Origin of the sequence: Streptomyces polyasparticus (assembly GCF_014493765.1) — a bacterium.
Lineage (GTDB): Bacteria > Actinomycetota > Actinomycetes > Streptomycetales > Streptomycetaceae > Streptomyces > Streptomyces polyasparticus.
In genome coordinates this window covers 139,624-166,235 of the sequence record NZ_JACTVJ010000024.1, presented here as the reverse complement: position 1 = coordinate 166,235, position 26,612 = coordinate 139,624, and the positions used below count along the sequence as shown (strand labels likewise).

Sequence of the window (26,612 nt, the reverse complement as noted above, 5' to 3'; positions counted from 1 at the left end):
TGGGGGGTGTGCGGAACGGCGGCATCCGGCGAGGGATGCGGCAGGCAGGGCGGTGGGGGCACGAAGGGAGCGAACGCCGTTGTCCGGTCGGCGACTTGAGGGCGGCGGTCCGTGGACGCGGAACACGCGGCCCTGGTCGTACGGGTCGTGCGGTCGTGCTGGGGCCAGACTGCCTGGCGGTGCGCCAGGTCTCCGAGGGCGGCGAGGGGTGGTGCCGCCACCGAAGTGCCGAAGTTTTACCACGGCCTTAAGGGGTCTTTACGTGACGCGCATCACGGCCTGAAGTGCCGAGACGCCCGCCACCAGGCATAACGGCAGCGGGCGTGACGTGATCGTTATTCGGACAACGCTCACCGGTATCCGGACGTCAGCACCGTCCCTGGAGTGTGGGCCTTACGCCATCAATGTCTCGACGAGCGTCTCCTGGAGCCCGCCGAGCCACAGGTAGGCCATCACCATCGGCTTGCGCGGATCGCTGTCCGGCAGCCGGTAGAGCAGTTCGGTGTCCTCCTCGCTGATCACGTCGAGCCGCGAGGCGATCGCGAGCCGCAGATCGTTCAGGGCGCCGAGCCACTGCTTGGAGTCGTCCGGGGTCAGCTTCAGGACCGCGCCGCCCTCGCCGTCGAGCGTGAGCGCGTCGAGGGTGCGGACGACCGCGAGGGCGTTCTCGCGCTTGCCGGCCCGCAGGTCGTTCTCCGTGAAGCGGCGGAACTCGGCCGAGTACGCCTTGAGTTGATCGTCGGGCACGGCCTCGGGATCGCCGTACGCGTCGGGGAAGAGCCGCTGCAGGACGGGGTCGCTCGGCGGCTCGCTCGGGCCTTCGGCGAACAGCTCGGCCAGCGGGTCGGGGTCCTTCTCGCCGCCGGGCCCGGGGCCGATCAGCTCCAGGAGCTGCACGGCGAGCGAGCGCAGGATGGAGACCTCGACCTCGTCGAGTGCGACGGCCGCGCCGCCGCCGGGTACGGGTTCGAACATCCCGGCCATCAGTTGCGGTCCTGGCTCAGCGTCGCCCACAGGCCGTAGCCGTGCATCGCCTGCACATCGCGCTCCATCTCCTCGCGGGTGCCGCTGGAGACGACGGCGCGGCCCTTGTGGTGGACGTCCATCATCAGCTTGTGGGCCTTGTCCTTGGAGTAGCCGAAGTAGGCCTGGAACACGTACGTCACGTAGCTCATGAGGTTCACGGGGTCGTTGTGCACGATCGTGACCCAGGGGACGTCGGGTTCGACCACCGCCGCGTTCTCTTCGACGGGGTTGGTGATCTCTACCGGAGATACGTCAGGAGCCACACTCACTTGTCCCATGCTGCCACTTGGTCGGGGGGCGCGCACAAACGGGGCCACCCCCGATGGCGGCACCGAAATCGTCAGAGTGACGAGATGGGAGTACTCTGCGTCGTATGAACACAGCGGACCTTGGGCTGCCGGTGGATGTTCCCTCGACGGCGCTCTTCACGGACCAGTACGAGCTGACGATGCTGCAGGCCGCTCTGAAGGCCGGTACGGCCGAGCGCCGGTCGGTCTTCGAGGCGTTCACGCGGCGGCTGCCCGAGGGGCGGCGCTACGGCGTCGTCGCCGGGACCGGGCGGGTGCTGGACGCCGTGGAGAACTTCCGGTTCGACGCGGGGGTCCTGGACTTCCTGTGCGAGCGGAACATCGTCGACGAGCCGACCCTCGAATGGCTCGGTGACTACCGCTTCCGCGGCGACATCTGGGGCTACCCCGAGGGCGAGGTCTACTTCCCGGGCTCGCCTATCCTGCGCGTCGAGGGCTCCTTCGCCGAGTGCGTGCTGCTCGAGACCGTGATCCTGTCGATCCTCAACCACGACTCCGCGATCGCCGCCGCGGCCTCCCGTATGTCCGCGGCCGCCGGCGAGCGGGGCCTGATCGAGATGGGCGCGCGCCGCACCCACGAGCTGGCCGCCGTCGCCTCGTCCCGGGCCGCCTACATCGGCGGGTTCAACTCGACCTCCGACCTGGCCGCCGGATTCCGCTACGGGATCCCCACGGTCGGCACGTCGGCGCACGCCTTCACGCTCCTGCACGACAACGAGCGCGACGCGTTCACCGCCCAGGTGGACTCGCTCGGCCGCGGCACCACGCTGCTCGTGGACACCTACGACGTCACCGAGGCCGTACGGCTCGCGGTCGAGATCGCCGGGCCCGAGCTCGGCGCCGTCCGGATCGACTCCGGTGACCTGCTGCTCGTCGCGCACCGGGTGCGTCAGCAGCTCGACGAGCTCGGTGCCGCCCGTACGAAGATCGTGGTGACCAGCGACCTCGACGAGTACGCGATCGCCTCGCTGGCCGCCGCCCCCGTGGACGCCTACGGGGTGGGCACCCAGCTCGTGACCGGGTCGGGGCACCCCACCTGCTCGATGGTCTACAAGCTCGTCGCGCGCGCCGAGTCCGCCGATCCGGGCGCCCCGCTGGTCCCCGTGGCCAAGAAGTCCCTCGGCGCGAAGTCCTCGATGGGCGGCCGCAAGTGGGCCGCGCGCCGCGTGGACGAGGACGGGGTCGCCGAGGCCGAGGTGATCGGCACGGGCGAGGTGCCCGCCGAGCTGGCGGGCCGGCAGCTGCAGGTCGAGCTGGTCAAGGGCGGCGAGGTGCTCGGCCGCGAGCCGCTCGATGTCGTACGGGACCGGCATGCCGCCGCCCGCGCCTCGCTGCCGCTGTCGGCGACCCAGCTGTCGCGCGGCGAGGCCGTCATCCCCACCGAGTACGTGTGAGCGACGGGTGCGCGGCGGGTGCCCCGAGGGCCCACACCCGCCGCTCACCCCCAACCGCCCTCTCCCACAACTGACTTGAAGTCTCTACTCTCGGTCAGAACGGCCGAGCCTGACGACCGCCGACAAACAGAAGGACAGGGATCATGCGCCGCGCCTTGATCGTCGTGGATGTGCAGAACGACTTCTGCGAGGGCGGCAGCCTCGCTGTGGCGGGCGGCGCGGATGTGGCCGCCGCGATCACGGACCTGATCGGGGAGACCGGCGGGCCCTGCTACCAGCATGTGGTCGCCACCCGTGACCACCACATCGAGCCGGGCGGCCACTTCTCGGAGCACCCCGACTTCGCCGACTCCTGGCCGGCGCACTGCGTGGCCGGCACCGAGGGCGTCGGCTTCCACCCGAACTTCGCCCCGGCCGTCGCCTCCGGCGCCGTCGACGCCGTCTTCGACAAGGGCGCCTACGCGGCCGCGTACAGCGGCTTCGAGGGCGCGGACGAGAACGGCGTGACGCTCGCCGACTGGCTACGCGCCCGCGAGGTCACCGAGGTCGACGTGGTCGGGATCGCCACGGACCACTGCGTACGGGCCACGGCCCTGGACGCCGTCCGCGAGGGCTTCCGCACGCAGGTCCTCCTCGACCTCACGGCCGGGGTCGCGGAGGACTCCACGGAGCGGGCTCTGGAGGAGCTGCGGGCGGCGGGCGTGGAGCTGTCGGGCAAACCGGTCGTCTGAGGACCCCGGCGGCTCCCTGCCCGAAAGAGACGCCCTAGACCACGTACCGCGTGGACGGCGGCGTCATGGTCCTCAGGAGCGCCCTGATCGGGTGCCAGAGCTCCTCGGCCGTGTCCGGTGCGCCCCGCCATATCAGGCCGTCCGGATGGTGCAGCACGGCCGTGACCTCGTCCGGGGTCGGCGGGGCGGCGTTCCCGCGCAGGTAGACGGCGCGCAGCCCGAGGTTGCGCAGCCGCGTCAGGGCCCGGGCGCGGTTGGCCGCGTGGATCACGACGCGCACCCCCGGAGCCCCGCTGGGACAAGGGTTCGGCAGGTCCAGAGCCACGACCACATCGCCGCCGGGCAGTCTGCAGAAACCGCCACCAGCCATCCGTATCACTCCCCCGTGAGACGTCATGTCAATAAGAAATCCACAGCAGGCACATAAGCACGTTCGGCCGCCGCCCGCTAGAGGGCGACGGCCGAACACTCTGTGACCTGCGGTTTAACGGATTACTTCGCGGACGGACCCACCTTGAGGGTGATCGTCGAGCCGCTCAGCGGCTGGTCCACGATCGCGATCCTCGTGTTGGTGTCAGTGATCTTGACACCGCCGAAGGGGTTCGCCTCGTCGTAGTACGAGCTGCGCCCGTCGTCGAAGACCGGGACACCCGCCTTCCAGTTGATCTTCGCCGCGACACCGTTGCGGTGCAGCGTGAAGCCCTGGGTCGGGAACCAGCTGAACGGCGAGTCGTACGCCTGGATGCGGTTGCGCATCACGTCCTTGCCCGGGACCTTGTCGAGGTCCTCGGTCCAGCGCTCGGCCTTCGCGTGCGAGTCCACCGGCAGGATCAGGCCCTCGCCCGGGTGCTGCGAGGTGTTGTTGTCGCCCTGCGAGGTGTCCCACTTCCAGACCATCAGACCGCGCTGGTACGGGAAGTGCTCGACCCAGTTGTCGCGGGTGGAGGCCCAACCGAAGTTGTACGGACCGGTCTTGAGGGTCTTGTCGTACGACACGTACTGGCGGTTCTCGGCGATGTAGAACTGGTCGTGATCGCTCGTGATCGCCTCGCCGACCCGGGCGAAGCCCTTCGCGGTCCAGCCGTTGTCGTCGCCCTCGGCGCCGTCCGTGAAGAGCGCGGCACCGTCGGCGATGACGCTGATCTCGTCGCCGGCGAAGCCCTTCTCGTTGTAGCCGCCGTCGGTCGAGTAGCGCAGGCGCAGGTCGAACTTCTGGCCCGCGTACGCGTCCAGGGAGTACGAGAGCTTCTTGTACGCCTCCGAGTGACCGGTCAGGGCCGGGGTGTCGGAGCCGTCACGGGTGATCGGCGCACCGTCGGCCGTGCCGTCGAGCGCGGTCCAGTTGGCGCCGCCGTCCGTGGAGACCTCGGCGTACAGGTAGTCGTAGTTCTCCTCGATCTCCCACCAGCCCGACAGGTCGAAGCTGGCCTTCGACTTGCCGGTCAGGTCGACCGGACGGGTCAGGGTGTTCTTGAGGTCGTCACCACGGCCGCTGTACCACTGCTTGGTGCCCGCGGCGGGCTTGGTGATCGGCGAGGTGACCGTCTTCTTGGGCAGCTCGACGATCAGCGCCTGCGGGTTCGAGGTGTTGTACTCCGCGACGCCCAGCTTGTGCGTGGACTTCGTACCGGCCTTGGCCAGGTCGTAGTCCAGCCAGCCCAGCTGCAGCTTGTCCCAGGCGGTCATGTCGCCCGGCAGGTCGCCGATCGACTCCTCGCCGCGGCCGAGCCACGAACCGGAGGACATCAGCGACCAGTAGCCGGTGGAGTTCTCGCCGCCGCCGGAGGTGTCGTACAGGTCCGGCAGGCCCAGGTCGTGGCCGTACTCGTGCGCGAAGACGCCGAGTCCGCCGTTCTCCGGCTGGACGGTGTAGTCGCCGACCCACACACCGGTGTCACCGATCTGCGTACCGCCGGCCTTGTTCTCGGACGGACCGGTCTTGCCGGCGTCCGTGCCGTACGCGTACCAGCGGTGCGCCCAGATGGCGTTGGTGCCCTCGGCGCCGCCGCCCGCGGACTCGTCCTCGCCCGCGTGCACGATCTGGAAGTGGTCGATGTAGCCGTCGCGCTCGTTGAAGTTGCCGTCGGCGTCGAAGTCGTAGCGGTCCCACTGGTCGTACTCGGCCAGCAGGGCCTTGATCTCGGCGTCGGTCTTACCGGCGGCCTTCTGGTCCGCGGCCCACGCGTTGGTGCCGTCACGGACGACGTCCCAGACGTTGGCGCAGTTGCTGGAGCCGCAGTAGTTGGAGCCGTAGCGCGCTTCGTTGTACTCGACCTTGACCCAGTCGGAGACCTGGCCGTCGACCGAGTAGCGGCCCGAGGACTGCTTCTCGTAGTACTTCTTGACGGACTCCTTGTCCTTGTCCGTGGAGAAGTACAGGTCCTGGAAGTGCTGCTGGTTGAAGTCAGCGGTCCAGTCCGTGGAGTTGTCGTTCTTGCGGTCCGGCTCGGGGATCTCGTTGTGCTGCGGACCCGGCGTGCCGCCGTACTTCTTGACCGGCGGCTTGGGGCCCTCGCCGTCCGGGTCGTACATCGTGGTGTCGTCGACCTTGTCGCCGAACTCCACCAGGATCGTGAAGATCTTGTCCGTCTTCTCACGGCCGAGCTCGACGTACTTGCCGTCGTCGAGCTTCACGACCTTGGAGGCGCCGCGCGTCTCGGCCTTGGCCTCGCCGGAGACGACCTCCTGGAGGGCGGCCTGGCGCTCGGCGGCCTGCTGCGCGCTGAACGGACCGTCCAGGTCGTGATCCACGTGCCCCTTGTGGGGCGCGGGGTCCTTCCGCTCGACCCCGGCCGAACCGGCCGGGGCGTGGTTGTCGGCCTGAGCGCTGCCGTACGACATCGCACCGGTGGCCGCCAGGGCCACACCGACGGCGAGCGCGCGTATGGAACGGCGTCTGCCTGACTGACTGTTCACTTGGGTGTTGTCCTCCCCCGCGACTGCGTCTGCGGATGGGGGGTCCGGAATCGGAGCGATCCGCGCGCAGTGTCGCGTCACAAGTGACGACATTCGACCGGAGTTACGGGAGAAAAGACAGACCTTGACTTCGGACGCCCAAGTACGTTAGTTGCAGCGCGAGTTGCACTATCCGGACACTCGCAGGCCGCCGACGGGACACCATCCGGGTCCCGTACGGCGCGCCCATCTCAGGGCATGAGATACGAAATGAGCCCGTGCGCCCCCCATGCATCGGCACCGTGGGTTAGGTCACGCTTACTGGCCGTTCCGTGCGGGAACCCAGCTCAATAGAGTCAGTTGACGGTGATTTTGCCGGAGCAGCCCACCCGACCGACCGAGACCCCCGCACCCTCTTAGAGGACGGTTCGCCATGCCGCGCCCGACTGCTGCACAGCTCGCCTACGGATCCGTGACGGTCGTGGTCGCCACGCTCGCCATGCTGCTGCTCTCCCAGACCCGCACCGGTCTCGGGGTCGCCGTCATCACCGTCGCGGCCCTGGGGCTCGGTCTCCTGGTCGCGGTGACGGTACCGACGCCGCGCCCCGCGCCCGCTGCCGCGACTGCCCGGCCGGCCGAAGTCCCCGTGGAGCGCGTGCCGTTGCCGCGCGCGCACTCCGGGGCCGAGGTCCGCGTCGAATCGCGGGTCGGGGAGCACTCGCTGCGCAACTGAGCGGGTGACAAGGCTTTTGGGACAGGGGCACACGTGAGCGGCGGGACCGTGCGCATCGCACGGTCCCGCCGCTTGTGTTCGCCGCCCCCTGGGGTCAGACGGTGCTGACCACCACCGTCTTCGCGGCCTTGTCGTGCAGGCCCTGCTTGTACGGCTTGTCGACGGCCATCATCACGATGACGATCAGCCACCACACACACGGGCAGCACAGGAGCGCCGGGAGCCAGAGCACGGCTCCGCGCATGAGCGCCGCGTTGGACAGCGGAGTGGAGCCGTCCTGCAGGTTGGCCACGCGCAGGTTCATCAGCTTCTTGCCGACGGTCTGGCCGTTCTTCTTGACCATGAACCACTCGTAGCCGACGAAGGCCACGCACGCGATGATCGTCCAGATGAAGGACGAGCCGCTGTAGCTCTGGCTGACGACGTCACCGAGGTCGTCGGTGTCGGTCTCGACCTTGCGGAACGGCAGCTGGATCAGGGCCAGCGGGACGCCGATGATCAGCGCGTCGATGATCCGGGCCACGACGCGCTTGCCCATGTCGGCGAGCGGGGGCATGCCCTGGAGCGGGTCGGGGCCGCCGCCGTAGCCGCCGAAGGCGCCACCGCCTCCGCCGTACGGGTCGCCGCCGCCGGGGGGCGGGGGCGGCGGAGTGCCGTACGGGCCCTGAGGGCCTCCGTACGGGGAGCCGCCCGAGGGCGGGGGCGGCGGCGGAGGCGGGGTGCCGTAGGGGTCGCCGGGCGGCGGCGTGGCGCCCTGCGGGCTGTCGTAGGGGGAGCCGCTGCCACTGCCGGACGGCGGCTGCTTCCTGAAGGGGTCGTCCTCCGGCTGGCCTGAGCCCGGGGGCGGCGGTTCGGTGGTCATGCCCTCGAGTCGACCGTGCGGATGCCTCTGCCGCATCCGGGTGTGGGCCGACCGGGTTACGGGGTGGCCGCGTGGCGCCTGCGGGTGGGTGGGGGTGCGGGTGGGTGGCGCCTGCGGCGGGCTTTTCTCCCCGACCCGCCCCTTCCCGAAACCGGGGCTCCGCCCCGGACCCCGCATCCGAGCTGCGCTCGGATCTGCTCAAGCGCCGCAGGGGCTGAACAGTCAGCCCGCCACGAACGTGCGGGCCGCCTTGTCGTGCCAGCACTGGCGCCAAGGGCGGTCGAAGAGGCACCAGATGATGCCGACGACGCCGATCAGCAGGACGCCGGGGAGCGTGTAGACCAGCCAGCGCTTCACTGCCGCGCCGAACGACGGGGCGTCGTGCTCCTCGATGTCGCGGACCGAGAGGCCGAGCAGCTTCTTGCCCAGGGTGCGGCCCCACTTGGCCGTGGGGAGCGCCTCGTAGAGCAGGCCGACGACGAGGAGTACGCCGAGCACGATGCCGAGGTAACCGGCGATCGTGCCGTCGAGCAGCCAGACCGTGGTCTTCAGACCCGACATCTTGGCCTCGTCGATCTTCGCCTCGATGTGGTCGATCGCCTTGGGCACCACGGGGATCGCGGCCGCCGCGGTGACACCGCCCACGATCAGGGTGTCGACGAGGCGGGCCGCGAGCCGCTTGCCGAGTCCGGCGGGCCGGGCCGAGGCCTGCGCGCTCGCCATGGCGAGGAACGGGTCCTCGGCCACCGGCTTGAACGGCGTCACAGGGCCGCCCTCGGCCGGGGCCGGCTGGGCGAGCTGGTGCACCTGCTGGGCCCAGGAGGCGCTCCCGCCGCCGGGACCCGGCGTGACGGGCGAGCCCGCCTGCGGATAGCCGTAGCCGGACTGCGCAGGCTGCGAGGTCCGGGCCGCCGCGGGGGCGGAGGGGGTCGCGGGCTGCGGATACCCGTAACCCGGCCCCGGCGAGGCGGGCTTGGCCTGCGCGGGCGGTGCCGCCTGGGCGGGCGGTGCGGCGGCCGACGCCTTCGGCGCGGCGGCGGACGGCTCGACCCGGCGGATCGACATCGTGCCGTCCGTACGGTGGGACGGTCCCTGCGGCGCCGCGTTGCCGGCGTCGCCCGCGCGGGGCCGCACGGCGCGCTTCGTCATGGTGCCCTCGGCCTGGACGTCACCGGTGGCGGATGCCTGGGCCGGGGCGTGCGCGGATGCCTTGGGCGGGGCGGACGCGGAACCGGCCGCCGAGGCCGGGGCGGACGAGGACCCGGCGGCCGAGGCAGGGGTGGATCCGGCCGCCGAGGCCGGCACGGATCCGGCCCCCGCTGCCGATGCGGCACTGGATTCCGTACGGGACGCGGTGCCTGATCCCGTACGAGAGGCGGCGCCCGATCCCGTACGGGAGGAGTCCGCCGGGGACGCCGTACGTGAGGCGTCCGTGGGAGAAGGGGAGGACGCGGCGATGCGCGGGTCCTGGCCGGAACCGGCCGGTGCGCCCCACGACACCCGCTGGTCCTGCTCGCCGCCGAAACCGGACTGCCGGCCCGCGTCGGCCTGCCACGCGGAAGCGGGCTCGGGCCGTGCGCCGTGCAGTTCCTCCGGCTCAACGGACGAGGACGAAGCGGCAGAGGCGGACGAAGCGGCAGGGACGGACGAGGCGGCAGAGGCGGGCACCGCGTCGGCAGGCTCGGCGGAAGCCGGCACCGCGTCGGCGGGCCCCGCCGAGGCCGGCACCGCGTCCGACGGCTCCTCGTCGAAGAACATCGGCCCGGTCTCGTCCGCCCGCGGCCCATGCTGCACCGGCACCGCGGGCGCCGCCACGCCGCCGGGCGGGGCCGGCATGGCCTCGCCCTCGGACGGAGCGGGGCGGCTGGTGCCCGGGACCCAGGCAACTCCGTTCCAGTACCGGACATATCCGGGAATGGACGGATCGGGGTAGTAGCCCGCGCGCGGGCTGGTGTCGCCGGGTGCCGGGGTGGGGGCGCTCATGGTCCGTCGTCCCGTATCTGCTCGGGGGCCTTCATTTAGTGGGTCCACATCTATCAGACCGCCGCCCGCACACGGGCCCGTCCCGCCTCATCGCCCCCTAACGAGCGGGCTCCCCCACGGACACCGGCGTGACCCAGGTCACCTTCAACTCCCCCAAGAAATCAGAGAACCCGCGTAAGCAATCCGCCGTACCCCGCTCTCTCCTTCTGTGGGCCGCCCAGGAGCCCGCAGAAGGAAAGGAAGCTGACGCACATGCACACCGTGGTGGAACGCGAGCTGGAGCTGAGGCTGGTCCTGTCGCCGGAGCGGAGCATCCCGGTGCCGGCCAGGCTGACCTATCGCACGGACGACCCGTACGCCGTGCACATCACCTTCCATGTCAACACCGATCTGCCCGTGAACTGGACGTTCGCCAGGGAGCTCCTGGTCGAGGGCGTGTTCAGGCCGTGCGGGCACGGGGACGTAAGGGTCTGGCCGACGAAGGTCGAGGGGCGCAGCGTGGTGCTCATGGCGCTGAGTTCGCCCGACGGGGACGCGCTGCTGGAGGCGCCCGCCGCCGCCGTGTCCGCCTGGCTGGAGCGCACGCTGCGGGTGGTCCCGCCGGGTGCTGAGTCCGAGCAGCTCGGCATCGACGAGGGCCTGGCCGAGCTGCTCGCACCCGCACCGCGCGGTCACGACGATCTGTGGCTGAGCGACCCCTGGCCCTCGGACGAGTCGAAGGACGGTGAGTGATCTCCGTACATGAGAGAGCTAGAACAGCTTGCCCGGGTTGAGGATGCCGAGCGGGTCGAAGGTCTGCTTGATGCCCCGCTGCAACTCGACGCCCACCGGGCCGATTTCGCGCGCAAGCCACTCCTTCTTGAGGACGCCCACGCCGTGCTCGCCGGTGATCGTGCCGCCGAGCTCCAGGCCGAGGGCCATGATCTCGTCGAAGGATTCGCGGGCGCGCCGGGACTCGTCGGGGTCCTGTGCGTCGAAGCAGACCGTGGGATGGGTGTTGCCGTCCCCCGCGTGGGCGCAGACCCCGATCGTCAGGCTGTACTTCTCCGCGATCCGTGCGGTGCCTTCGAGCAGGGCGCCGAGCTGTGAGCGCGGCACACAGACGTCGTCGATCATGGAGGACCCCTTGATCGCCTCCAGTGCGGTGAGGGACAACCTCCTTGCCTGGAGCAGCAGTTCCGACTCGGCGTGGTCCTCCGCCGGCACCACCTCGGTGGCGCCCGCCGCCGTGCACAGCGCGCCCACGGCGGCCAGATCGGCCGCCGGGTCCGGGGTGTCGAAGGCCGCGAGCAGGAGCGCCTCGGTGGTCTCGGGCAGACCCATCTGCGCCATGTCGTTGACGGCGCGTACCGTCGTACGGTCCATGAGTTCGAGCAGCGACGGCACATGGCCGCCTTCCATGATCCTGCATACGGCGTCGCAGGCGGCCGCGGTCGAGGCGAACTCGGCCGCGAGCACCAGCTGCTGGGGCGGCTGCGGCTTGAGCGCGAGCACCGCGCGGACGACGATGCCGAGGCTGCCCTCGGAGCCGACGAAGAGCCGGGTCAGGTCGTAGCCCGCGACGCCCTTGGCCGTACGGCGTCCGGTTTTGAGCAGTCTGCCGTCGGCGAGCACGACATCGAGGCCGAGGACGTACTCGGCGGTGACCCCGTACTTCACACAGCACAGGCCGCCCGATGCCGTGCCGATGTTGCCGCCGATGGTGCACATCTCCCAACTGGACGGATCCGGCGGGTAGTACAGGCCCTGCTCCCCCACCGCGCGGGACAGGACGGCGTTGATGACGCCGGGTTCGACCACGGCGATACGGTCCACGGGGTTGATCTCGAGGATCCGGTCCATCTTGACGAGGGACAGGACGATGCAGCCGTCGCTCGCGTTGGCCGCTCCCGAGAGTCCGGTGCGCGCGCCCTGGGGGACGACCGGCACGCGCAGCTCGGTCGCGGTGCGCATGACGTGCTGCACCTCTTCGACGGTGCGCGGCAGGACGACCACGGCGGGTGCGCCCGCCTCGCAGAAGCTCGCCATGTCGTGGGCGTACGAGGCGGTGACATCGGGGTCGGTGAGGATCGACCCGTCGGGGAGCGCGGTGCGCAGGCGCTTGAGGAGATCCGGAGCGGCGGTCATGATCTCCAGCCTGGCACCCGGGGCCATCGGTGTGAACCCGTCGGTCAACCGCTTGCCGTACATCCGTGTGCTCTTCATATGGGCGCACAGTTGCGCCATGGAGAACGAACAGGAACGTGAGGCTCCGGACGCGGGAGCCCTCACCACCCAAGCTCAGCGCACTCCACCGCCCCGCAGCAGCGCCCAGACCCTGCGCCGGACCATGATCACGTCCGTCGTGGGCTCGGTCGTCCTCTCCTGCACCGTCTTCGCGCTCCCGCTGCTCGTGGACCACGGCCCCGAGCCGGCGCCGGGGCCGGTGGGCCGGGCGATGCAGGCCGTGGGCGCCGGGGCGCCGGCCGCGCTGACGGACCTCGGCGCGCTGATCGCCGACCGCGAGGCGCATCTCGCGAAGCACCCCGGGGACGAGGAGTCCTGGGCGGTGCTCGGCGGCGCGTACGTGGAGCACGGCAGGCGCACCGCGGACCGCGGGCTCTACACCCGGGCCGAGCAGGCCCTGAACCGTTCACTCGCGGTGCTGCCCGCCGACAAGGGCAACATCGAGGCGCTCGCCCAGATGGCCGCGCTCGCGCACGCACGGCACGACTACCGGGCCGCCAAGAAGTGGGGCGAGCTTGCGGTGATGCAGAAGCCGGGGCGCTGGAACCTGTATCCCGTCCTGGTCGACACCTATGACCGGCTCGGCGACTACAAGGCGGCCGACAAGGCCCTGGAGAAGCTCCAGGAGCTGCACAACAACGCGGCGATCATGGCGCGTTCCGCCGAGCTGTACGTGGACCGCGGCTGGCGCGAGAACGCGGCCGCCGCGATCGCGGACGCCGCCGCGCTCGCCGACGCACCCGCCGAACAGGCCGCCTACCAGCACAGCGTGGGCGAGCTGGCGTGGGAGCGCGGGGAGGCGGCGGACGCGCTCCGCTGGTTCGAGACGGCGCTGCGCACCGACCCGGAGCACTACCCGTCCCTCGGCGGCCGGGCCCGCGCGCTCGCGGCGCTCGGGCGGACCACGGACGCCCTTGCGGGGTACCAGGACGCACAGCGCAAGCTGCCGCTGCCGCAGTACGCGGTGGAGCTGGGCGAGCTGTACGAGTCGATCGGGCTCGACGCGGCGGCCAACGCCCAGTACGACGCCGTACGGCGGCAGTTGGCGGACCCGGGAGCGGATCAGCTGGTGCTCGGGCTCTTCGAGGCCGACCACGGGGACGCGGAGGCGGCCGTCGCACGGCTGACCGCGGAGTTCCGGCGGCATCCCGGGCGGCAGGTCACCGACGCGCTGGGCTGGGCACACTACAAGGCCGGGGACAACAAGCGGGCCCTTGCGTTCTCGAAGCGGGCCATGGACAAGGACGCCCCGCGCAGCGCCCTGTTCGCGTATCACCGCGGGCAGATCGAGCGGGCCTCGGGCGAGTACGGGGCGGCCCGGCGCTTCCTGACGGAGGCGCTGAAGGTCAATCCGTACTTCTCGCAGCTGCACGCGCCGGCCGCGCAGGCGGCCCTGGACACCCTGGGCGAGCCGCCGCCGGGCGGTCCGGTGAACGTCACGGGCGAGAAGCCGAAGCCGCCCTCGCTCGGCCGGTCCTCGGGGTCGGGTCAGCAGCAGACGCGGCCGGTCGGCCGGGGCGGGCCCAAGTCGTCCTCGCAGGACGGGGGTTCCTCGCAAGGGGGTTCCTCGCGTCAGGGCTCAGGTTCGGGCTCCGGTTCCGGCTCTGGGTCCGGCTCCGGCTCCGGCTCCGGCTCGTCCTCGTACCGGAAGCAGACCCCCCGTACACAGCAGGAAACACCGCAGGAAACACCGCAGCGGACGGCTCCGCGCAAGCAGAGCGGTGGCGGAAGCGGCGGCGGTACCAGCAGCGGCAGCGGGGGCGGCGGAAGCAAGAAGCCGGCGCCCAAGCGCACCGCACGCTGAACGCGAAGGGGCGGGACCCCGGAAGGTCCCGCCCCACTCGTCGCGCACAGGCCGTAGCGGCCTCACCCGGCCCTACAGGTTGCCGCGCTTCTCCTGCTCGCGCTCGATCGCCTCGAACAGGGCCTTGAAGTTGCCCTTGCCGAAGCCCATCGAGCCATGGCGCTCGATCATCTCGAAGAAGACCGTCGGGCGGTCCTGGACCGGCTTGGTGAAGATCTGCAGCAGGTAGCCGTCCTCGTCGCGGTCGACCAGGATCTTCAGCTCGCGCAGGGTCTCGACGGGGACGCGGGTCTCGCCCGCCCACTCGCCGAGGGTGTCGTAGTACGAGTCCGGGGTGTCGAGGAACTGGACGCCGCCGGCCCGCATGGCGCGGACGGTCGCGACGATGTCGTTCGTGGCGAGCGCGATGTGCTGGACGCCGGCGCCGCCGTAGAACTCCAGGTACTCGTCGATCTGCGACTTCTTCTTGGCGATCGCGGGCTCGTTGATCGGGAACTTGACCTTGAGCGTGCCGTCGGCGACGACCTTGGACATGAGCGCGGAGTACTCGGTGGCGATGTCGTCGCCCACGAACTCCTTCATGTTGGTGAAGCCCATGACCTTGTTGTAGAAGCCGACCCAGTCGTTCATCTTGCCGAGTTCGACATTGCCCACGCAGTGGTCGATGGCCTGGAAGGTGCGCTTGGCCGGCGGCTCCACGATCGGGTCGGCGGCCACGAAGCCCGGCAGGTACGGGCCCGTGTAGTCCTTGCGCTCGACCAGCGTGTGGCGGGTCTTGCCGTACGTGGCGATCGCGGCGCGCACGACGACGCCGTGCTCGTCCTTCGTCTCGTAGGGCTCCTCGAGGCCGCGGGCGCCGTGCTCGACGGCGTAGGCGTACGCGGCGCGCGCGTCCGGGACCTCGATGGCGAGGTCGATCACGCCGTCGCCGTGCTCGGCGACATGCGCTTCCAGGAAGCGGCCCCAGTCGGTGGAGGCTTTGATGACGGAGGTGAAGACGAAACGGGCGGCGCCGTTCTTGAGCACGTAACTGGCGGTCTCGCGGCTGCCGTTCTCCGGTCCGGAGTAGGCGACCAGCTGCATGCCGAAGGCGGTCGAGTAGTAGTGCGCGGCCTGCTTGGCGTTGCCCACGGCGAAGACGACCGCGTCCATTCCCTTCACCGGGAAGGGGTCGGCCTGCCGGGCGGTTTCGGGGCTGGAGTGAAGGGTCTCAGTCATGGCCGTAGGGTCTCTCCGGCTCGCAAGGTGCGCAATAGTCCCCGGATTCACTGGGCAATCTGCACAGCTGTACGCCAGGATGGCCGGACGATCTGTACATGATGACCAGTCGGAGTGTGAGCCACGCCATGCCTGCCTCCTCGTCCGGACCGTCCGGCATCGACGAGCTCGACGGCCGCCTCATCGTCCTGCTCGCCCGTGAACCCCGTATCGGCGTCCTGGAGGCCTCGCGGCGGCTCGGGGTCGCGCGCGGGACGGTGCAGGCGCGGATGGACCGGCTTCAGTCGAATGGAGTCATCCGGGGCTTCGGCCCGGATGTGGACCCGGCCGCGCTCGGCTACCCGGTGACGGCCTTCGCGACGCTGGAGATCAAACAAGGCCAGGGCGCGGAGGTACGCGCGCACTTGGCGACCGTGCCGGAGGTCCTGGAGCTGCACACCACGACCGGGCACGGGGACATGCTCTGCCGTCTCGTGGCCCGTTCCAACGCGGATCTCCAACGTGTGATCGACCGGGTTGTGGGTTTTGATGGCATCGTCCGGGCCTCCACGGCGATTGTTATGGAAAATCCCGTTCCGCTGCGGATCATCCCGCTGGTGGAGCAGGCGGCGGCCTGGGAGGACAGCGGCCCCTGAGCCGAGTCGGCCCCGATCCGAGAGGTGAGCTGGTGTGAACTTCTGGGATTACCTCAGCAGCCGCCACGAGCAGTTGCTCGCGGACGCGTTCCAGCACGCCAGCGCGGTCTTCCAGTGCATGGTCATCGCCACGCTCCTCGGCGTCCTGATCGGCGTGGTCACGTACCGCAGCGAATGGGCGGGCAATCTCGCCACCCTCACCACCTCGACGATCCTCACCGTCCCCTCCCTCGCCCTGATCGGTCTGCTGATCCCGATCGTCGGCCTGGGTGTCCCGCCGACGGTGATCGCGCTGACCCTGTACGGACTTCTGCCGATCGTGCGGAACGCGATCGTGGGCCTGCGCGGGGTCGATCCGTCGCTGGTGGACGCGGCCAAGGGCATCGGGATGTCGCGTACGGCGCGGCTCTTCAAGGTCGAACTGCCGCTCGCGTGGCCGCCGATCCTCACCGGCATCCGGGTCTCCACGCAGATGCTGATGGGCATCGCCGCGATCGCCGCGTATGCCTCGGGGCCCGGGCTCGGCAACGAGATCTTCCGCGGGATCGGCTCCCTCGGCTCCAAGAACGCGCTGAACCAGGTGCTCGCGGGCACGCTCGGGATCGTCGTCCTCGCGCTGCTCTTCGACGCCGCCTACGTCCTGGTCGGACGGCTGACCATCTCTAGGGGTATCCGTGTCTGAGACGACCACGACCGCGGCGCCGTCCGAGAAGCAGACCACGGGCGCGACCATCGAGCTGGAGAACCTCACCAAGCGCTACCCGGGCAGTTCCGATCCCGCGGTGGACAGCGTGAACATGGAGATCAAGGCCGGTGAACTGGTCATCTTCGTGGGGCCCTCGGGCTGCGGTAAGTCCACGACACTGAAGATGATCAACCGTCTGATCGAGCCCACGGGCGGCCGGATCCGGATCGGCGGCGAGGACGTCACCGACATGGATCCGGTGAAGCTGCGCCGCAAGGTCGGCTATGCGATCCAGTCCTCCGGGCTCTTCCCGCACATGACCGTCGCGCAGAACATCGCGCTTGTGCCGAAGATGATCGGCTGGTCGAAACCGAAGATCAAGGACCGGGTCGAGGAGATGCTCGACCTGGTGGGCCTCGACCCGGGCGAGTTCCACGGGCGCTATCCGCGCCAGCTCTCCGGCGGCCAGCAGCAACGGGTCGGCGTGGCAAGGGCGTTGGCTGCCGATCCGCCCGTACTCCTGATGGACGAGCCGTTCGGCGCGGTCGACCCGATCACCCGGGACCATCTCCAGGACGAGCTGATCCGGCTGCAGCACGAGCTGCACAAGACGATCGTGTTCGTCACGCACGACTTCGACGAGGCCATCAAGCTGGGCGACCGGATCGCGGTCCTGCGGGAGCGCTCGCACATCGCGCAGTTCGACACCCCCGAGGCGATCCTCACCAACCCCGCCGACGACTTCGTGTCGGGCTTCGTGGGCGCCGGAGCCGCGCTGAAGCGGCTGAACCTCACCCGCGTACGGGATGTGGAGATCCGCGACTACCCGACCGTGACCGTGGACGATCCGCTGCAGGAGATCTTCAACAAACTGCGCGACGGCACCACCAACGAACTGCTCCTGCTCGACAAGCGCGGCCGGCCCTACAAGTGGCTCAGGCGCGGCGACCTGATGCGGGCGCGCGGCTCGCTGGCCCGCGCGGGCGCGCTCGTGCACGACACGGTGACCCGCGACGCCACACTGCGCGACGCCCTGGAGGCCGTGCTCACGGAGAGCGCGGGCCGGGTCGCGGTGACCGGGCGGCGCGGCGAGTACACGGGCGTCGTCGACATGGAGACGCTGATGAACTCCGTGCACGAACTCCTCGAACAGGACCGGCTCGACGCCATCGAGCACCAGCACGACCTGCAGGACCAGCGCGCCGAGCAGACCCATCGCGCACAGGAGGGCGAGGGCGCCGGCTTCACGGAGGACGCGTCATGAGCCCGTCCCCGGCGGGCGAGCCGCCGCTCGGCCCGCACCCCGCCGAACCACGCCGCCCCGACGGCGAGCACGAGGTCAGGGGCCATACGTTCCGCGACACCGGCGAGGGCGAGCCGGAGGCGACTCCGCCGCTCTCCCCCGTACGGGAGCCGCGCCGGCTGACCTGGCAGAAGCTGACGTTCCTGCCGGTGACGCTGCTCGTCGTGCTGCTGATCACCTGGCTGTGGTTCCGCAACGCCGAGCTCGACTCGATCTCGCAGAACGCCCTCGCGGACGGCAATGTCTGGGTGCGGCTGCGCCAGCACATCGAACTCACCGTGATCTCCACGTTCTTCGTGCTGATCATCGCGATCCCGCTGGGGATCCTCCTGACGCGCAAGCGGCTGCGTCCGGCGGCCCCGTTCGCGATGGCGCTCGCCAACATCGGCCAGGCGACCCCGGCGATCGGCCTGCTCGCGCTGCTCGTCATCTGGATGGGCATCGGCAAGAAGGCCGCCCTGGTCGGCATGGTGATCTACGCGGTCCTGCCCGTGCTCTCCAACACCATCGCGGGCCTCAAGGCCAACGATCCGACGCTCCTGGAGGCCGCGCGCGGCATCGGGATGTCGCCGGCCGGCGTCCTCACCAAGGTCGAACTCCCCCTCGCCGTACCGCTGATCCTCGCGGGCGTACGGACGGCGCTCGTCCTGAACGTGGGCACCGCGACGCTCGCGACCTTCGGCGGCGGTGGCGGACTCGGCGACCTGATCTCCACCGGGATCACCACCCAGCGCATGCCGGTCCTGGTCCTCGGCTCGATCCTGACGGTCGCGCTCGCGCTGCTCGTGGACTGGCTGGCCTCGCTCGCGGAGCTGTTGCTGCGGCCGCGCGGACTGGAGGTGCGGTCATGAGACGGCTTGCGTACGGGGCCGCGGCGCTCCTCGTGGCCGCGCTTGCCGGCTGCGGTCTGCACAGCGGAAGCCCGCTGGTCGCGGATGTGGCGCCGGGCTCGATCGGCAAGGGCAGACCGCTCGACGGGGTCGATCTCACGGTCACGTCCAAGGAGTTCACCGAGCAGCTGGTGCTCGGCCAGATCATGGGCATCGCCCTGAAGGCGGCGGGCGCCGACGTCCTCGACCGCACCGGCATCCAGGGCTCGATCGGTGCGCGCGAGGCGGTCAAGTCCGGTGACGCGGACGGGATGTACGAGTACACGGGCACCGGCTGGATCACCTATCTCGGCAATACGGAGCCGGTCGTCGGCGCCGAGGCGCAGTGGAAGGCCGTGCACGACGCGGACCTGAAGAACGGCATCGACTGGCTGCCGCCCGCCGAGCTCAACAACACGTACGCCCTCGCCGTCAACCAGGCCAACGAGAAGAAGTACGGCACGAAGACGCTCTCCGACGTCGCCGCGCTCTCGAAGTCGGACCCGTCGGCGGTGACGCTCTGCGTCAACCAGGAGTTCGCCTCGCGCGACGACGGACTGCCCGGGATGGAGAAGGCGTACGGCATGAAGATCCCGCCGTCCCAGGTGCAGACGATGGACTCCGGGATCGTCTACACGCAGGTGTCCGGCGGCTCGGCCTGCACGTTCGGCCTGGTCTTCACGACGGACGGCCGGATCAAGGCGATGGATCTGGTCGTGATGGAGGACGACAAGCACTTCTTCCCGTCGTACAACGCGGCGCCGATGATGAACGCCGCGACGATGAAGGAGCACCCCGAGATCGCGGACATCCTCGACCCGATCACCAAGAAGCTGACGAACTCGGTGGCGCAGGATCTGAACGCCAAGGTGGATGTGGACGGGCAGGATCCGCATCAGGTGGCGTTGGACTGGTTGGTTTCGGAGGGGTTTGTCACGAAGAGCTAGGGCGGGTTTCGGCCACTCCGAAGTTACAAAGACTTGGTTGCAAAGAACCCGTTGCAACCAAGTCTTTGCATCGCTACGGTGGGGGCATGGCCGAACCGGAGAAGAACACCGAGATCCGCGAGCTCGACCCGCGTTCCCTGCGCGGTCTCGCCCACCCGCTGCGCATGCAACTGCTCGACGCACTGCGGCGCTTCGGCCCGGCGACCGCATCTCAACTGGCCGACCGACTGGGCGAGTCGAGCGGGGCGACCAGCTATCACCTGCGACAGCTCGCCGCGCACGGATTCGTGGAGGACGCCCCGGAGCACGGGAAGGGGCGGGAGCGCTGGTGGAAAGCGGTGCACGTCGGCACTCGGATGACGTCCGAGCTGATCCACGACCCGGACCCCACGGTGCGCGGAGCAGTCGAGTCGATGCTGCACATGATGGCCGACCAGCACACATCTGAGCTCAACACGTTTCTGGGGACGCGGTACCAACTCCCCGAGGAATGGCGCGACGCGGCCGACATGAGCGGCTGGCGACTCAGCATCACGCCCGAGCAGGCACGCGAGCTGAGCGAACGGCTGATGGAAGTGATCGAGAGCTACAAGCGCGACATGCCCGGCGAACGGGGGCCGGGCGAGCGAGCATTCCGTGTACAGCTGCACGCGTTCCCCCGTACCGACGAGGAGGACTCGAAGTGATACCCGAAGCACATCTGTACGTACATCACCAGCGCACCACCGAACTCCCGCACGCCCCCGGGGAGTTGAACTCCGCCGAGGAGCCGTCCGGCATGCGCGTCCGCCTCGGCTGGACCCTGGTCCACGTGGGCCTGCGCCTGGCCACCCCGGGCCGTCCGGCCCCCGCCTTCAGCAGCTAGGAACGTCCCCGCCCTTGTCCAGGGCCCTGAGCGCCTCCACCGTCTGCTCCAGGGAGGTGACCGGGATCAGCCGGAGTCCCTTCGGCAGCTCCGCCTGCGCATCCGCGCACTCGGCCTTCGGGACCAGGAAGACCGTGGCGCCGTCGCGTTTGGCCGCCTGGGTCTTGAGCGAGACACCGCCGACCGGGCCCACCTTGCCGTCCGCGTCGATCGTGCCCGTACCGGCGATGGAGCGGCCGCCGGTCAGATCGCCGCCCGCACCGTCGCCGTCGAGTTTGTCGACGATGCCGAGGGAGAACAGCAGCCCCGCGCTGGGGCCGCCGATGCCGGCGAGTTCGAGGTCGACCTTGACCTTGGCCGGGTCCTCGTCCAGATAGTTCAGGGCCGCCGCGACCGCGGAGTTCTGCGACTTCCGCATCTCGGCGACATTGTGCTCCTCGATCTCCTTGACGCTGCCGCCGCTCGGATAGACGGCGTCGCGCGGCATCACCGCACGGTCAGTGCGGAACCAGCCGTCGACCACGTCGCCGAAGTCGACGTCCGCGTCCGGTCCCGTCGCGAGGATCGTGGTCATCCGCAGCTCGCCGCTCGTGTCGCGGGTCTGCGCGCCCTCGATGGTGATCACGGGCTTGCCGTCGTGCTCACCGAGCACGTCCGATGTCCCGCCGGGCTGCGCCACGGTGAACGGCAGCGGGGCGAGTCCGGCGACGGCGAGCAGCGCGGCAACGGGCAGGGCGCTGAGGCCGAGGGTGGCGCGGCGGCTGAGGCTGAGGGGCACGGGGTCAATCTAACGTGGTCGTTCAGGGCCCTGCTCCCGTGGGACGCCCAACCGCCGCGCTTGCGTGGCGCGCGTGGGCGGCCGCGGGCCGGTGGCCCCTTCCCGCGCAGTTCCCCGCGCCCCTGAAGCGCCGGCTACGCCGGGCGCCCCACCCCCGCGTACAGGTCCCTCCGGGCCAGTGTGAAGCGCCGCAGCGCATCGGGGCGCGGGGCCGTTCCGATGCCCGGACCGGTGGGCACCCGCAGATGGCCCGCCTCCAGTACGAACGGGTCGGTGATGTCCTCCGCGAAGTAGCGGCTGGAAGCCGACGTGTCTCCCGGCAGCGTGAAGCCCGGCAGCGCCGCGAGGGCGAGATTGGGCGCGCGCCCGATCCCGGTCTCCAGCATGCCGCCCACCCAGGCCGGCACCCCGTGCGCGGCGGCGACGTCGTGCAGCCGGCGGGCCTCCAGGTAGCCGCCGACCCGCGCGGGCTTCACATTGACCACGCGGCAGGCGTCCATCGCGATCGCGGAGGCCGCGTCGCGCGCGTTGTGCAGGGACTCGTCCAGGCATACGGGGGTCGTGATGCGCTGCTGCAGCAGGGCGTGCGCGTGCAGATTGTTCTCGTCCAGGGGCTCCTCGATGAGCAGCAGCCCGTACGCGTCGAGCTTCCGCAGCTGCTCCGCATCCGCGAGCGTGTACGCCGTGTTGGCGTCGACTTGGAGCGGCAGCTCCGCACCGAACCGCTCGCGCACCGCACGTACCGGCTCGACGTCCCAGCCCGGCTCGATCTTCAGCTTGATCCGTACGTAGCCCTCGGCGAGATACCGCTCGACGTCGTCCAGCAGCGCGGGCACCGAGTCCTTGATGCCGACCGAGACCCCGGCGGGCACCCGCTCGCGGACCGCGCCGAGGTAGGTCGCCAGCGACATCCCGTACGACCGCAGCTCGGCGTCGAGGAAGGCCGTCTCGACCGCGGCCTTCGCCAGCTCATGGCCCTTGACCTGGTGCATCACCGGGGCGAGCGCGGCCGTCGTGAGCTGCGGCAGCGCGGCGATGCGGGGCAGCAGGAAGTCCCGGATGACGATCTCGGCCCCGGCCAGGAACTCCGAGCAGTAGTCGGGCGCGGGATCGGCCGCGAACTCCGACCAGCCCTCCGCCTCGTCCGTGACCACCCTCAGGAGGAAGGTGTCCTTGGCGGTCATCGTCCCGAAGGACGTACGGAACGGGGTGACCAAGGGGAGGGCCACATGGTGCAGTTCGACGCGTTCGAGCTTCACGCGCTCGTCCTCTCAGGGGTCCGTTCCAGGGTGTACCAGCCGTCGCGGGACATCGAGGTGGCGACGTACCCCTCGGCGAAGGCCTGCGTGAAGACCTCCCGTACGGCGTGCCGCCAGCGCAGCCCTTCGTCCGGGTCGGCGGCGCGCAGCCGGACGATGTCCTCGGGCACGCGGCACCGGACCGTGTCGCCTTCCCGGTACGCGAGGGCGGCGCCGTCGGGGGCGGTCGCGATGACGTCGCCCGTCGGCGCCGGGGGCTCCGCGCGCGGGGTGGCGTCGGGGGCGGTCAGATCCCAGGTGACGGTGAGGCGGTCGCTCTCGTCGCCGTCGTTGAGGCCGTCGGCCATCGGCCCGTAGAAGTCGACGAGGTACTCGGTGCCGGTACCGCCCAGCTTGACCAGGTTGAAGCGGGCGTTGCGGCCGACCAGCGGGTCGAAGGTCCACCGCATGGTGCGCGCCCCGCGCTGCACCGCCCACTCGCGCTGCGCCCGCTTCACGAGCAGGCCGACACCGCGGTCGCTGGTGCGCGCGGCGGCCACGAACGAGTAGCAGTCGCGGTCCGCCGGCTCCCCGAACACGGCGACGGCCGCACCGGCCAGGGCCCCGTCCGTGCCATACGCGGCGTGCACCGCGCCGCCCGCGTGCCGCAGGCTGTGCAGCACCTCGGCCGGGTACGGCGGTGCGCTGCGCGGCGTCTGCCACACCTCGCAGAAGAAGTCGGCGACGGCGGCGATCCCGGCGACGTCGTGCACGGTACGGACGGTGACGGTCATGTCCCGATTGTGCCGTCACTCCCGCTATGCCTCACCCCGGCATCCGCCTCCGCCCCGACCTCTCGCGCCTCCGCTCCGCCCTCTCGCACCTCCACCCCGGCCCTCTTGAGCCTGCGCCCCGGCCCTCTTGAGCCCTCCGGGCCGCCCGTCCAGACTGGTCCGATGCCTTCACCCGCCCAACTGCCCGCCGTACGCGCGGTGTTGTTCGACTCCGGTGGGGTCCTGATGCGGCCGGTCGGGGGCCGCTGGAATCCGCGGGCCGATTTCGAGCCGACGGTGCTCGCCCACTCCCCCGGGATCACCGGCGGCCGGTTCGCCGAGGCCGTCGCGGCGGGCGACCGCTTCCTCGGCAGCGCGGCCGACACGCCCTCCCGCGACGCCTACCACCGGTTCCTGCTCGGCCGGCTCGGCGTGGAGCCGGCCGCGGAGCTCCTCGCCGAGCTGGTCCGCGAGGTGGACCCCTGCACGGTCCTCGAGCTCTACCCCGACGTCCTCGGCACCCTCGACGAGCTACGGCGCCGCGGCGTGCGGATGGCCGTCGTGTCCGACGCATGGCCGGAACTGCCCGCGCTGCACGACCGGCTCGGCATGGCCGGCTATTTCGAGGCGTACGCGATCTCGGCGGTGCTCGGCTGCACCAAGCCTGACCCGCGGATGTACCGGCACGCCAGTGACGCCTTGGGTCTCGAACCCGCGCAGTGCCTCTTCGTGGACGACGATCCGGAGCTGGTGGCCGCGGCGCTCGCACTCGGTTACGAGGGGCGCGCGATGCTCCGGCCGGAGGCGCCGTGGGGACCGGCGGCACCGGCGGGGGTCGCGTCGGTCGGCTCGCTGACGGAGCTCCTGGAGCTGCTCTGACACTCCGGCCTCAGCCGGGCCGGACAGCCGATGGGGCACGCCGGCCCGTCCCGCCGGCGCATCGGGGGTGCAGGGGGCAGAGCCCCCGCGTGGGACGCGCAGGGTCAGGCCCGCTGATGAACAGCCCCGCTCACCTCAGCCAAACGGCCCGCCCCGCCAGCACACCGGGGGTGCAGGGGGCAGAGCCCCCGCATGGGACGCCGCGGGGAGCAGCCCGCTGATGAACAGCTCCGCTCACCTCAGCCAGTCCGTGAGCCTGCGCTCGCACTCGCGCAGCTGCGTCACGGGCACGAACTCCCCCGCCGTATGGGCGAGTACCGGGTCCCCGGGTCCGTAGTTGAGGGCCGGGACGCCGAGTTCGGTGAAGCGGGCGACGTCCGTCCAGCCGAGCTTGGGACGCGGCGTCACGCCCAGGAAGCCGATCAGGGAGGCGACCGCCGGGCGGTCGAGGCCGGGCAGGGCGCCCGGGGCCGCGTCGGTCACGGTGAACTCGTCGTACTCACCGGCCGGGAAGAGATTCCGTACGTACGCCTCGGCGTCCGCGAGCGAACGGTGGGGTGCGAAGCGGGCGTTGACCGTGATCACGCACTCGTCGGGGACGACGTTCCCGGCGACCCCGGCCCGTACGGCGACGGCGCTGAGGCCCTCGCGGTACTCGAGCCCGTCGATGACCACGCGCTCGGGCCTGTGGTCGGCCAGCCGCTGCAGGATCGCGGCCGCGCGGTGCACCGCATTGACGCCCATCCACGCGCGGGCAGTGTGAGCCCGGGTGCCACGGACCACGATCTCCGCTTCGAGCACGCCCTGGCACCCGGCCTCCACCCCCGCGTCGGAGGGCTCCATGAGGATCGCGAAGTCGGCGGCGAGCAGGGCGGGGCGGTGGCGGGCGAGCTGCAGGAGACCGTTGCGGTCGCCCTCGACCTCCTCGCACTCGTAGAAGACATACGTGATGTCCCGTGCGGGGGCGGTCAGTTCGGCCGCCAGGCGCAGGGCGACCGCGACGCCGCCCTTCATGTCGCAGGCACCGAGGCCGTGGATGCGGCCGTCCTGCTCGCGCGAGGGGAGGTTGCCCGCGGCGGGCACCGTGTCCAGGTGGCCGGCGATGACGACGCGTTCCGGGCGGCCCAGGGCCGTGCGGGCCACGACGGTGTTGCCGAGCCGCTCCACCATGAGGTGCGGGAGCGCGGCGAGGGCCGCCTCGACCGCGTCGGCGAGCGGGCCCTCCTGGCCGCTCTCGGAGGGGAGGTCGACCAACGCGCGGGTCAGGGCGACCACGTCGGCGGTGAGGTCAAGGCTGGTCACGGGTGCTCCTGGGCGTACGGGCGTGCGTAGGCACAGGAGATCACAGCGGGGCCGCCCGAGCACGGCCACCTCGGCGCGATCGCCTACCGCAGCACGGCCACCTCGGCGCGATCGCCTACCGCAGCGCGTCCACCTCGGCGCCATCACCTACCGCAGCGCGTCCACCTCGGCGCCATCGCCTACCGCAGCGCGTCCGCCACCTCGCGGGCCGCGTCCAGGACACGGGGGCCCACCCGCTCCGGGATCGAGTCGGACAGCATGACCACGCCGACGCTGCCCTCTATGCCGGTCACACCCAGCAGCGGGGCGGCGGCGCCACTCGCGCCCGCCTCCAACTCGCCGTGGGTGAGCGTGAATCCGGGGTCGTCCACGAGGCCCTGACGCGCGGCGAGTATCGCCTTGCCGGCCGCGCCGCGGTCGAGCGGATGACGGAAGCCCGTGCGGTACGCGACGTGGTAGTCGGTCCATGTCGGCTCGACCACCGCGACCGCGAGGGCCTCCGAACCGTCGGCGAGCGTCAAGTGGGCGGTGGCGCCTATGTCTTCGGCCAGCGAGCGCAGCGCGGGCAGCGCGGCCTCGCGCACCAGCGGGTGCACCTGGCGGCCGAGGCTGAGCACCCCGAGGCCGACCCGGGCGCGGCCGCCCAAGTCCCGCCGTACCAGCGCATGTTGTTCCAGCGTGGCGAGCAGACGGTAGACGACGGTGCGGTTGACCCCGAGCTTCGTGGACAGTTCGGTGACGGTCAGCCCGTGGTCGGTGTCGGCGAGCAGCTTGAGGACACGCAGTCCCCGGTCGAGCGTCTGGGAGGTCTCCGCGGTCACGACGCCCTCTCCTTAAGGTGAGTGGCGACGGCCTTGTACGCGGCGGTGTCCGCGATGAGCGGAGTCACCCCGTCGCCGGTCCCGTCGGCGACGCGCGTCAGAGGCCGCCGGTCATCGGCTCCCCCGAAGGCCTGACTCCCCCGGGAAGCTTCACGCACCGGCTGCGCTCCGCGGCGGCGCTGCCACGGGGCGTGTGCGTTGCCGGGACATTAGCGAGCGGGTCCGCTGAGCGGAAGACTCCGTCCAGAATCCGGTCACCGGGTGCCATCGGGCCGGGTGGTACGGGACGTTTGGCCGGGAAGGTCCCTGCGGCCCTCAGGACGCGTGACCGGGCCCG

26 protein-coding genes are annotated in these 26,612 nt (G+C 70.8%); 13 read left to right on the top strand and 13 right to left on the bottom strand.

Features of this window, described 5'->3' with window-relative positions; translation table 11 throughout:
- Positions 1-393: 393 nt before the first annotated feature.
- On the bottom strand, positions 394-984 hold the full coding sequence (locus H9Y04_RS37570) for a DUF2017 domain-containing protein (RefSeq protein WP_187818677.1): 591 nt from the start codon (positions 982-984) through the stop codon (positions 394-396).
- Complete coding sequence (clpS, locus tag H9Y04_RS37565) at positions 984-1,304, bottom strand: ATP-dependent Clp protease adapter ClpS (RefSeq protein WP_187818676.1); 321 nt, start codon at positions 1,302-1,304, stop codon at positions 984-986. The genes H9Y04_RS37570 and clpS overlap by 1 nt, the downstream gene beginning before the upstream one ends.
- Positions 1,305-1,399: 95 nt before the next feature.
- On the opposite strand from clpS, the gene H9Y04_RS37560 reads away from it, so the two are divergent.
- Both H9Y04_RS37560 and H9Y04_RS37555 read left to right on the top strand, forming a co-directional pair.
- Positions 1,400-2,728 carry a nicotinate phosphoribosyltransferase gene (locus H9Y04_RS37560; RefSeq protein ID WP_187818675.1) on the top strand — a complete coding sequence of 443 codons (1,329 nt, stop codon included), beginning with the start codon at positions 1,400-1,402 and terminating at the stop codon, positions 2,726-2,728.
- A gap of 143 nt (positions 2,729-2,871) precedes the next feature.
- The gene (locus tag H9Y04_RS37555) at positions 2,872-3,459 is read left to right on the top strand and encodes an isochorismatase family protein (protein WP_187818674.1); all 588 of its coding nucleotides are present in this window, start codon (positions 2,872-2,874) and stop codon (positions 3,457-3,459) included.
- 34 nt (positions 3,460-3,493) lie between these two features.
- Here the strand turns inward: H9Y04_RS37555 and H9Y04_RS37550 are convergent, their stop codons facing one another.
- Together H9Y04_RS37550 and H9Y04_RS37545 are read right to left on the bottom strand one after the other, a co-directional pair.
- Complete coding sequence (locus tag H9Y04_RS37550) at positions 3,494-3,829, bottom strand: hypothetical protein (protein WP_187818710.1); 336 nt, start codon at positions 3,827-3,829, stop codon at positions 3,494-3,496.
- A 122-nt stretch (positions 3,830-3,951) separates the two neighbouring features.
- The gene (locus H9Y04_RS37545) at positions 3,952-6,375 is read right to left on the bottom strand and encodes an immune inhibitor A domain-containing protein (protein ID WP_438818202.1); all 2,424 of its coding nucleotides are present in this window, start codon (positions 6,373-6,375) and stop codon (positions 3,952-3,954) included.
- A 412-nt stretch (positions 6,376-6,787) separates the two neighbouring features.
- Between H9Y04_RS37545 and H9Y04_RS37540 the strand changes: the two genes are divergently transcribed.
- Entirely contained in the window at positions 6,788-7,087 is a 300-nt protein-coding gene (locus H9Y04_RS37540; protein ID WP_187818672.1) for a hypothetical protein, read from the top strand.
- Between the two features lie 94 nt (positions 7,088-7,181).
- On the opposite strand, the gene H9Y04_RS37535 is transcribed toward H9Y04_RS37540, so the two are convergent.
- Together H9Y04_RS37535 and H9Y04_RS37530 are read right to left on the bottom strand one after the other, a co-directional pair.
- Entirely contained in the window at positions 7,182-7,949 is a 768-nt protein-coding gene (locus tag H9Y04_RS37535) for an RDD family protein (RefSeq protein ID WP_187818671.1), read from the bottom strand.
- Positions 7,950-8,171: 222 nt separating this feature from the next.
- Positions 8,172-9,932 carry an RDD family protein gene (locus tag H9Y04_RS37530; RefSeq protein ID WP_187818670.1) on the bottom strand — a complete coding sequence of 587 codons (1,761 nt, stop codon included), beginning with the start codon at positions 9,930-9,932 and terminating at the stop codon, positions 8,172-8,174.
- Between the two features lie 252 nt (positions 9,933-10,184).
- Between H9Y04_RS37530 and H9Y04_RS37525 the strand changes: the two genes are divergently transcribed.
- Entirely contained in the window at positions 10,185-10,664 is a 480-nt protein-coding gene (locus H9Y04_RS37525) for an SsgA family sporulation/cell division regulator (RefSeq protein ID WP_187818669.1), read from the top strand.
- A gap of 18 nt (positions 10,665-10,682) precedes the next feature.
- Here H9Y04_RS37525 and H9Y04_RS37520 read toward each other — a convergent pair whose 3' ends face one another.
- Entirely contained in the window at positions 10,683-12,059 is a 1,377-nt protein-coding gene (locus H9Y04_RS37520) for an FAD-binding oxidoreductase (protein ID WP_187818709.1), read from the bottom strand.
- Positions 12,060-12,156: 97 nt separating this feature from the next.
- Between H9Y04_RS37520 and H9Y04_RS37515 the strand changes: the two genes are divergently transcribed.
- Positions 12,157-13,962, top strand: coding sequence for a tetratricopeptide repeat protein (locus tag H9Y04_RS37515; protein WP_268980538.1), 1,806 nt, complete (start codon positions 12,157-12,159; stop codon positions 13,960-13,962).
- A gap of 72 nt (positions 13,963-14,034) precedes the next feature.
- Here H9Y04_RS37515 and hppD read toward each other — a convergent pair whose 3' ends face one another.
- The gene (hppD, locus tag H9Y04_RS37510) at positions 14,035-15,180 is read right to left on the bottom strand and encodes a 4-hydroxyphenylpyruvate dioxygenase (RefSeq protein ID WP_187818668.1); all 1,146 of its coding nucleotides are present in this window, start codon (positions 15,178-15,180) and stop codon (positions 14,035-14,037) included.
- Positions 15,181-15,278: 98 nt separating this feature from the next.
- Here hppD and H9Y04_RS37505 point away from each other — a divergent pair, with 98 nt between their 5' ends.
- The 7 genes from H9Y04_RS37505 to H9Y04_RS37475 all read left to right on the top strand — a co-directional run bounded on the left by H9Y04_RS37505 (position 15,279) and on the right by H9Y04_RS37475 (position 20,484).
- On the top strand, positions 15,279-15,815 hold the full coding sequence (locus tag H9Y04_RS37505; protein ID WP_236071944.1) for an Lrp/AsnC family transcriptional regulator: 537 nt from the start codon (positions 15,279-15,281) through the stop codon (positions 15,813-15,815).
- A gap of 34 nt (positions 15,816-15,849) precedes the next feature.
- Positions 15,850-16,497: an ABC transporter permease gene (locus H9Y04_RS37500; protein WP_187818667.1), complete on the top strand. Its 648-nt coding sequence runs from the start codon at positions 15,850-15,852 to the stop codon at positions 16,495-16,497.
- A complete protein-coding gene (locus H9Y04_RS37495) occupies positions 16,490-17,764 on the top strand; it encodes a betaine/proline/choline family ABC transporter ATP-binding protein (RefSeq protein WP_187818666.1) in 1,275 nt (424 codons plus the stop codon). The genes H9Y04_RS37500 and H9Y04_RS37495 overlap by 8 nt, the downstream gene beginning before the upstream one ends.
- A complete protein-coding gene (locus tag H9Y04_RS37490) occupies positions 17,761-18,654 on the top strand; it encodes an ABC transporter permease (protein ID WP_187818665.1) in 894 nt (297 codons plus the stop codon). The genes H9Y04_RS37495 and H9Y04_RS37490 overlap by 4 nt, the downstream gene beginning before the upstream one ends.
- On the top strand, positions 18,651-19,619 hold the full coding sequence (locus H9Y04_RS37485) for a glycine betaine ABC transporter substrate-binding protein (RefSeq protein WP_187818664.1): 969 nt from the start codon (positions 18,651-18,653) through the stop codon (positions 19,617-19,619). Before H9Y04_RS37490 ends, H9Y04_RS37485 begins: the two co-directional genes overlap by 4 nt.
- An 86-nt stretch (positions 19,620-19,705) precedes the next feature.
- Positions 19,706-20,305, top strand: coding sequence for an ArsR/SmtB family transcription factor (locus H9Y04_RS37480; protein WP_187818663.1), 600 nt, complete (start codon positions 19,706-19,708; stop codon positions 20,303-20,305).
- Complete coding sequence (locus H9Y04_RS37475; RefSeq protein WP_187818662.1) at positions 20,302-20,484, top strand: hypothetical protein; 183 nt, start codon at positions 20,302-20,304, stop codon at positions 20,482-20,484. The genes H9Y04_RS37480 and H9Y04_RS37475 overlap by 4 nt, the downstream gene beginning before the upstream one ends.
- Here H9Y04_RS37475 and H9Y04_RS37470 read toward each other — a convergent pair.
- The 3 genes from H9Y04_RS37470 to H9Y04_RS37460 all read right to left on the bottom strand — a co-directional run bounded on the left by H9Y04_RS37470 (position 20,474) and on the right by H9Y04_RS37460 (position 23,294).
- The gene (locus tag H9Y04_RS37470; protein ID WP_187818661.1) at positions 20,474-21,262 is read right to left on the bottom strand and encodes a S16 family serine protease; all 789 of its coding nucleotides are present in this window, start codon (positions 21,260-21,262) and stop codon (positions 20,474-20,476) included. The genes H9Y04_RS37475 and H9Y04_RS37470 overlap by 11 nt on opposite strands.
- Positions 21,263-21,396: 134 nt before the next feature.
- Positions 21,397-22,521, bottom strand: coding sequence for an o-succinylbenzoate synthase (menC, locus tag H9Y04_RS37465; protein WP_187818660.1), 1,125 nt, complete (start codon positions 22,519-22,521; stop codon positions 21,397-21,399).
- Complete coding sequence (locus tag H9Y04_RS37460; protein WP_187818659.1) at positions 22,518-23,294, bottom strand: chorismate synthase; 777 nt, start codon at positions 23,292-23,294, stop codon at positions 22,518-22,520. The genes menC and H9Y04_RS37460 overlap by 4 nt, the downstream gene beginning before the upstream one ends.
- A gap of 162 nt (positions 23,295-23,456) precedes the next feature.
- On the opposite strand from H9Y04_RS37460, the gene H9Y04_RS37455 reads away from it, so the two are divergent.
- The gene (locus H9Y04_RS37455) at positions 23,457-24,152 is read left to right on the top strand and encodes an HAD family hydrolase (protein ID WP_236071942.1); all 696 of its coding nucleotides are present in this window, start codon (positions 23,457-23,459) and stop codon (positions 24,150-24,152) included.
- A gap of 234 nt (positions 24,153-24,386) precedes the next feature.
- Here the strand turns inward: H9Y04_RS37455 and dapE are convergent, their stop codons facing one another.
- Both dapE and H9Y04_RS37445 read right to left on the bottom strand, forming a co-directional pair.
- Positions 24,387-25,454 (bottom strand): succinyl-diaminopimelate desuccinylase, encoded by a 1,068-nt coding sequence (gene dapE / locus H9Y04_RS37450; protein ID WP_308801669.1) that lies wholly within the window; start codon positions 25,452-25,454, stop codon positions 24,387-24,389.
- 179 nt (positions 25,455-25,633) lie between these two features.
- Entirely contained in the window at positions 25,634-26,275 is a 642-nt protein-coding gene (locus tag H9Y04_RS37445; RefSeq protein ID WP_187818657.1) for an IclR family transcriptional regulator, read from the bottom strand.
- Positions 26,276-26,612: the final 337 nt, after the last annotated feature.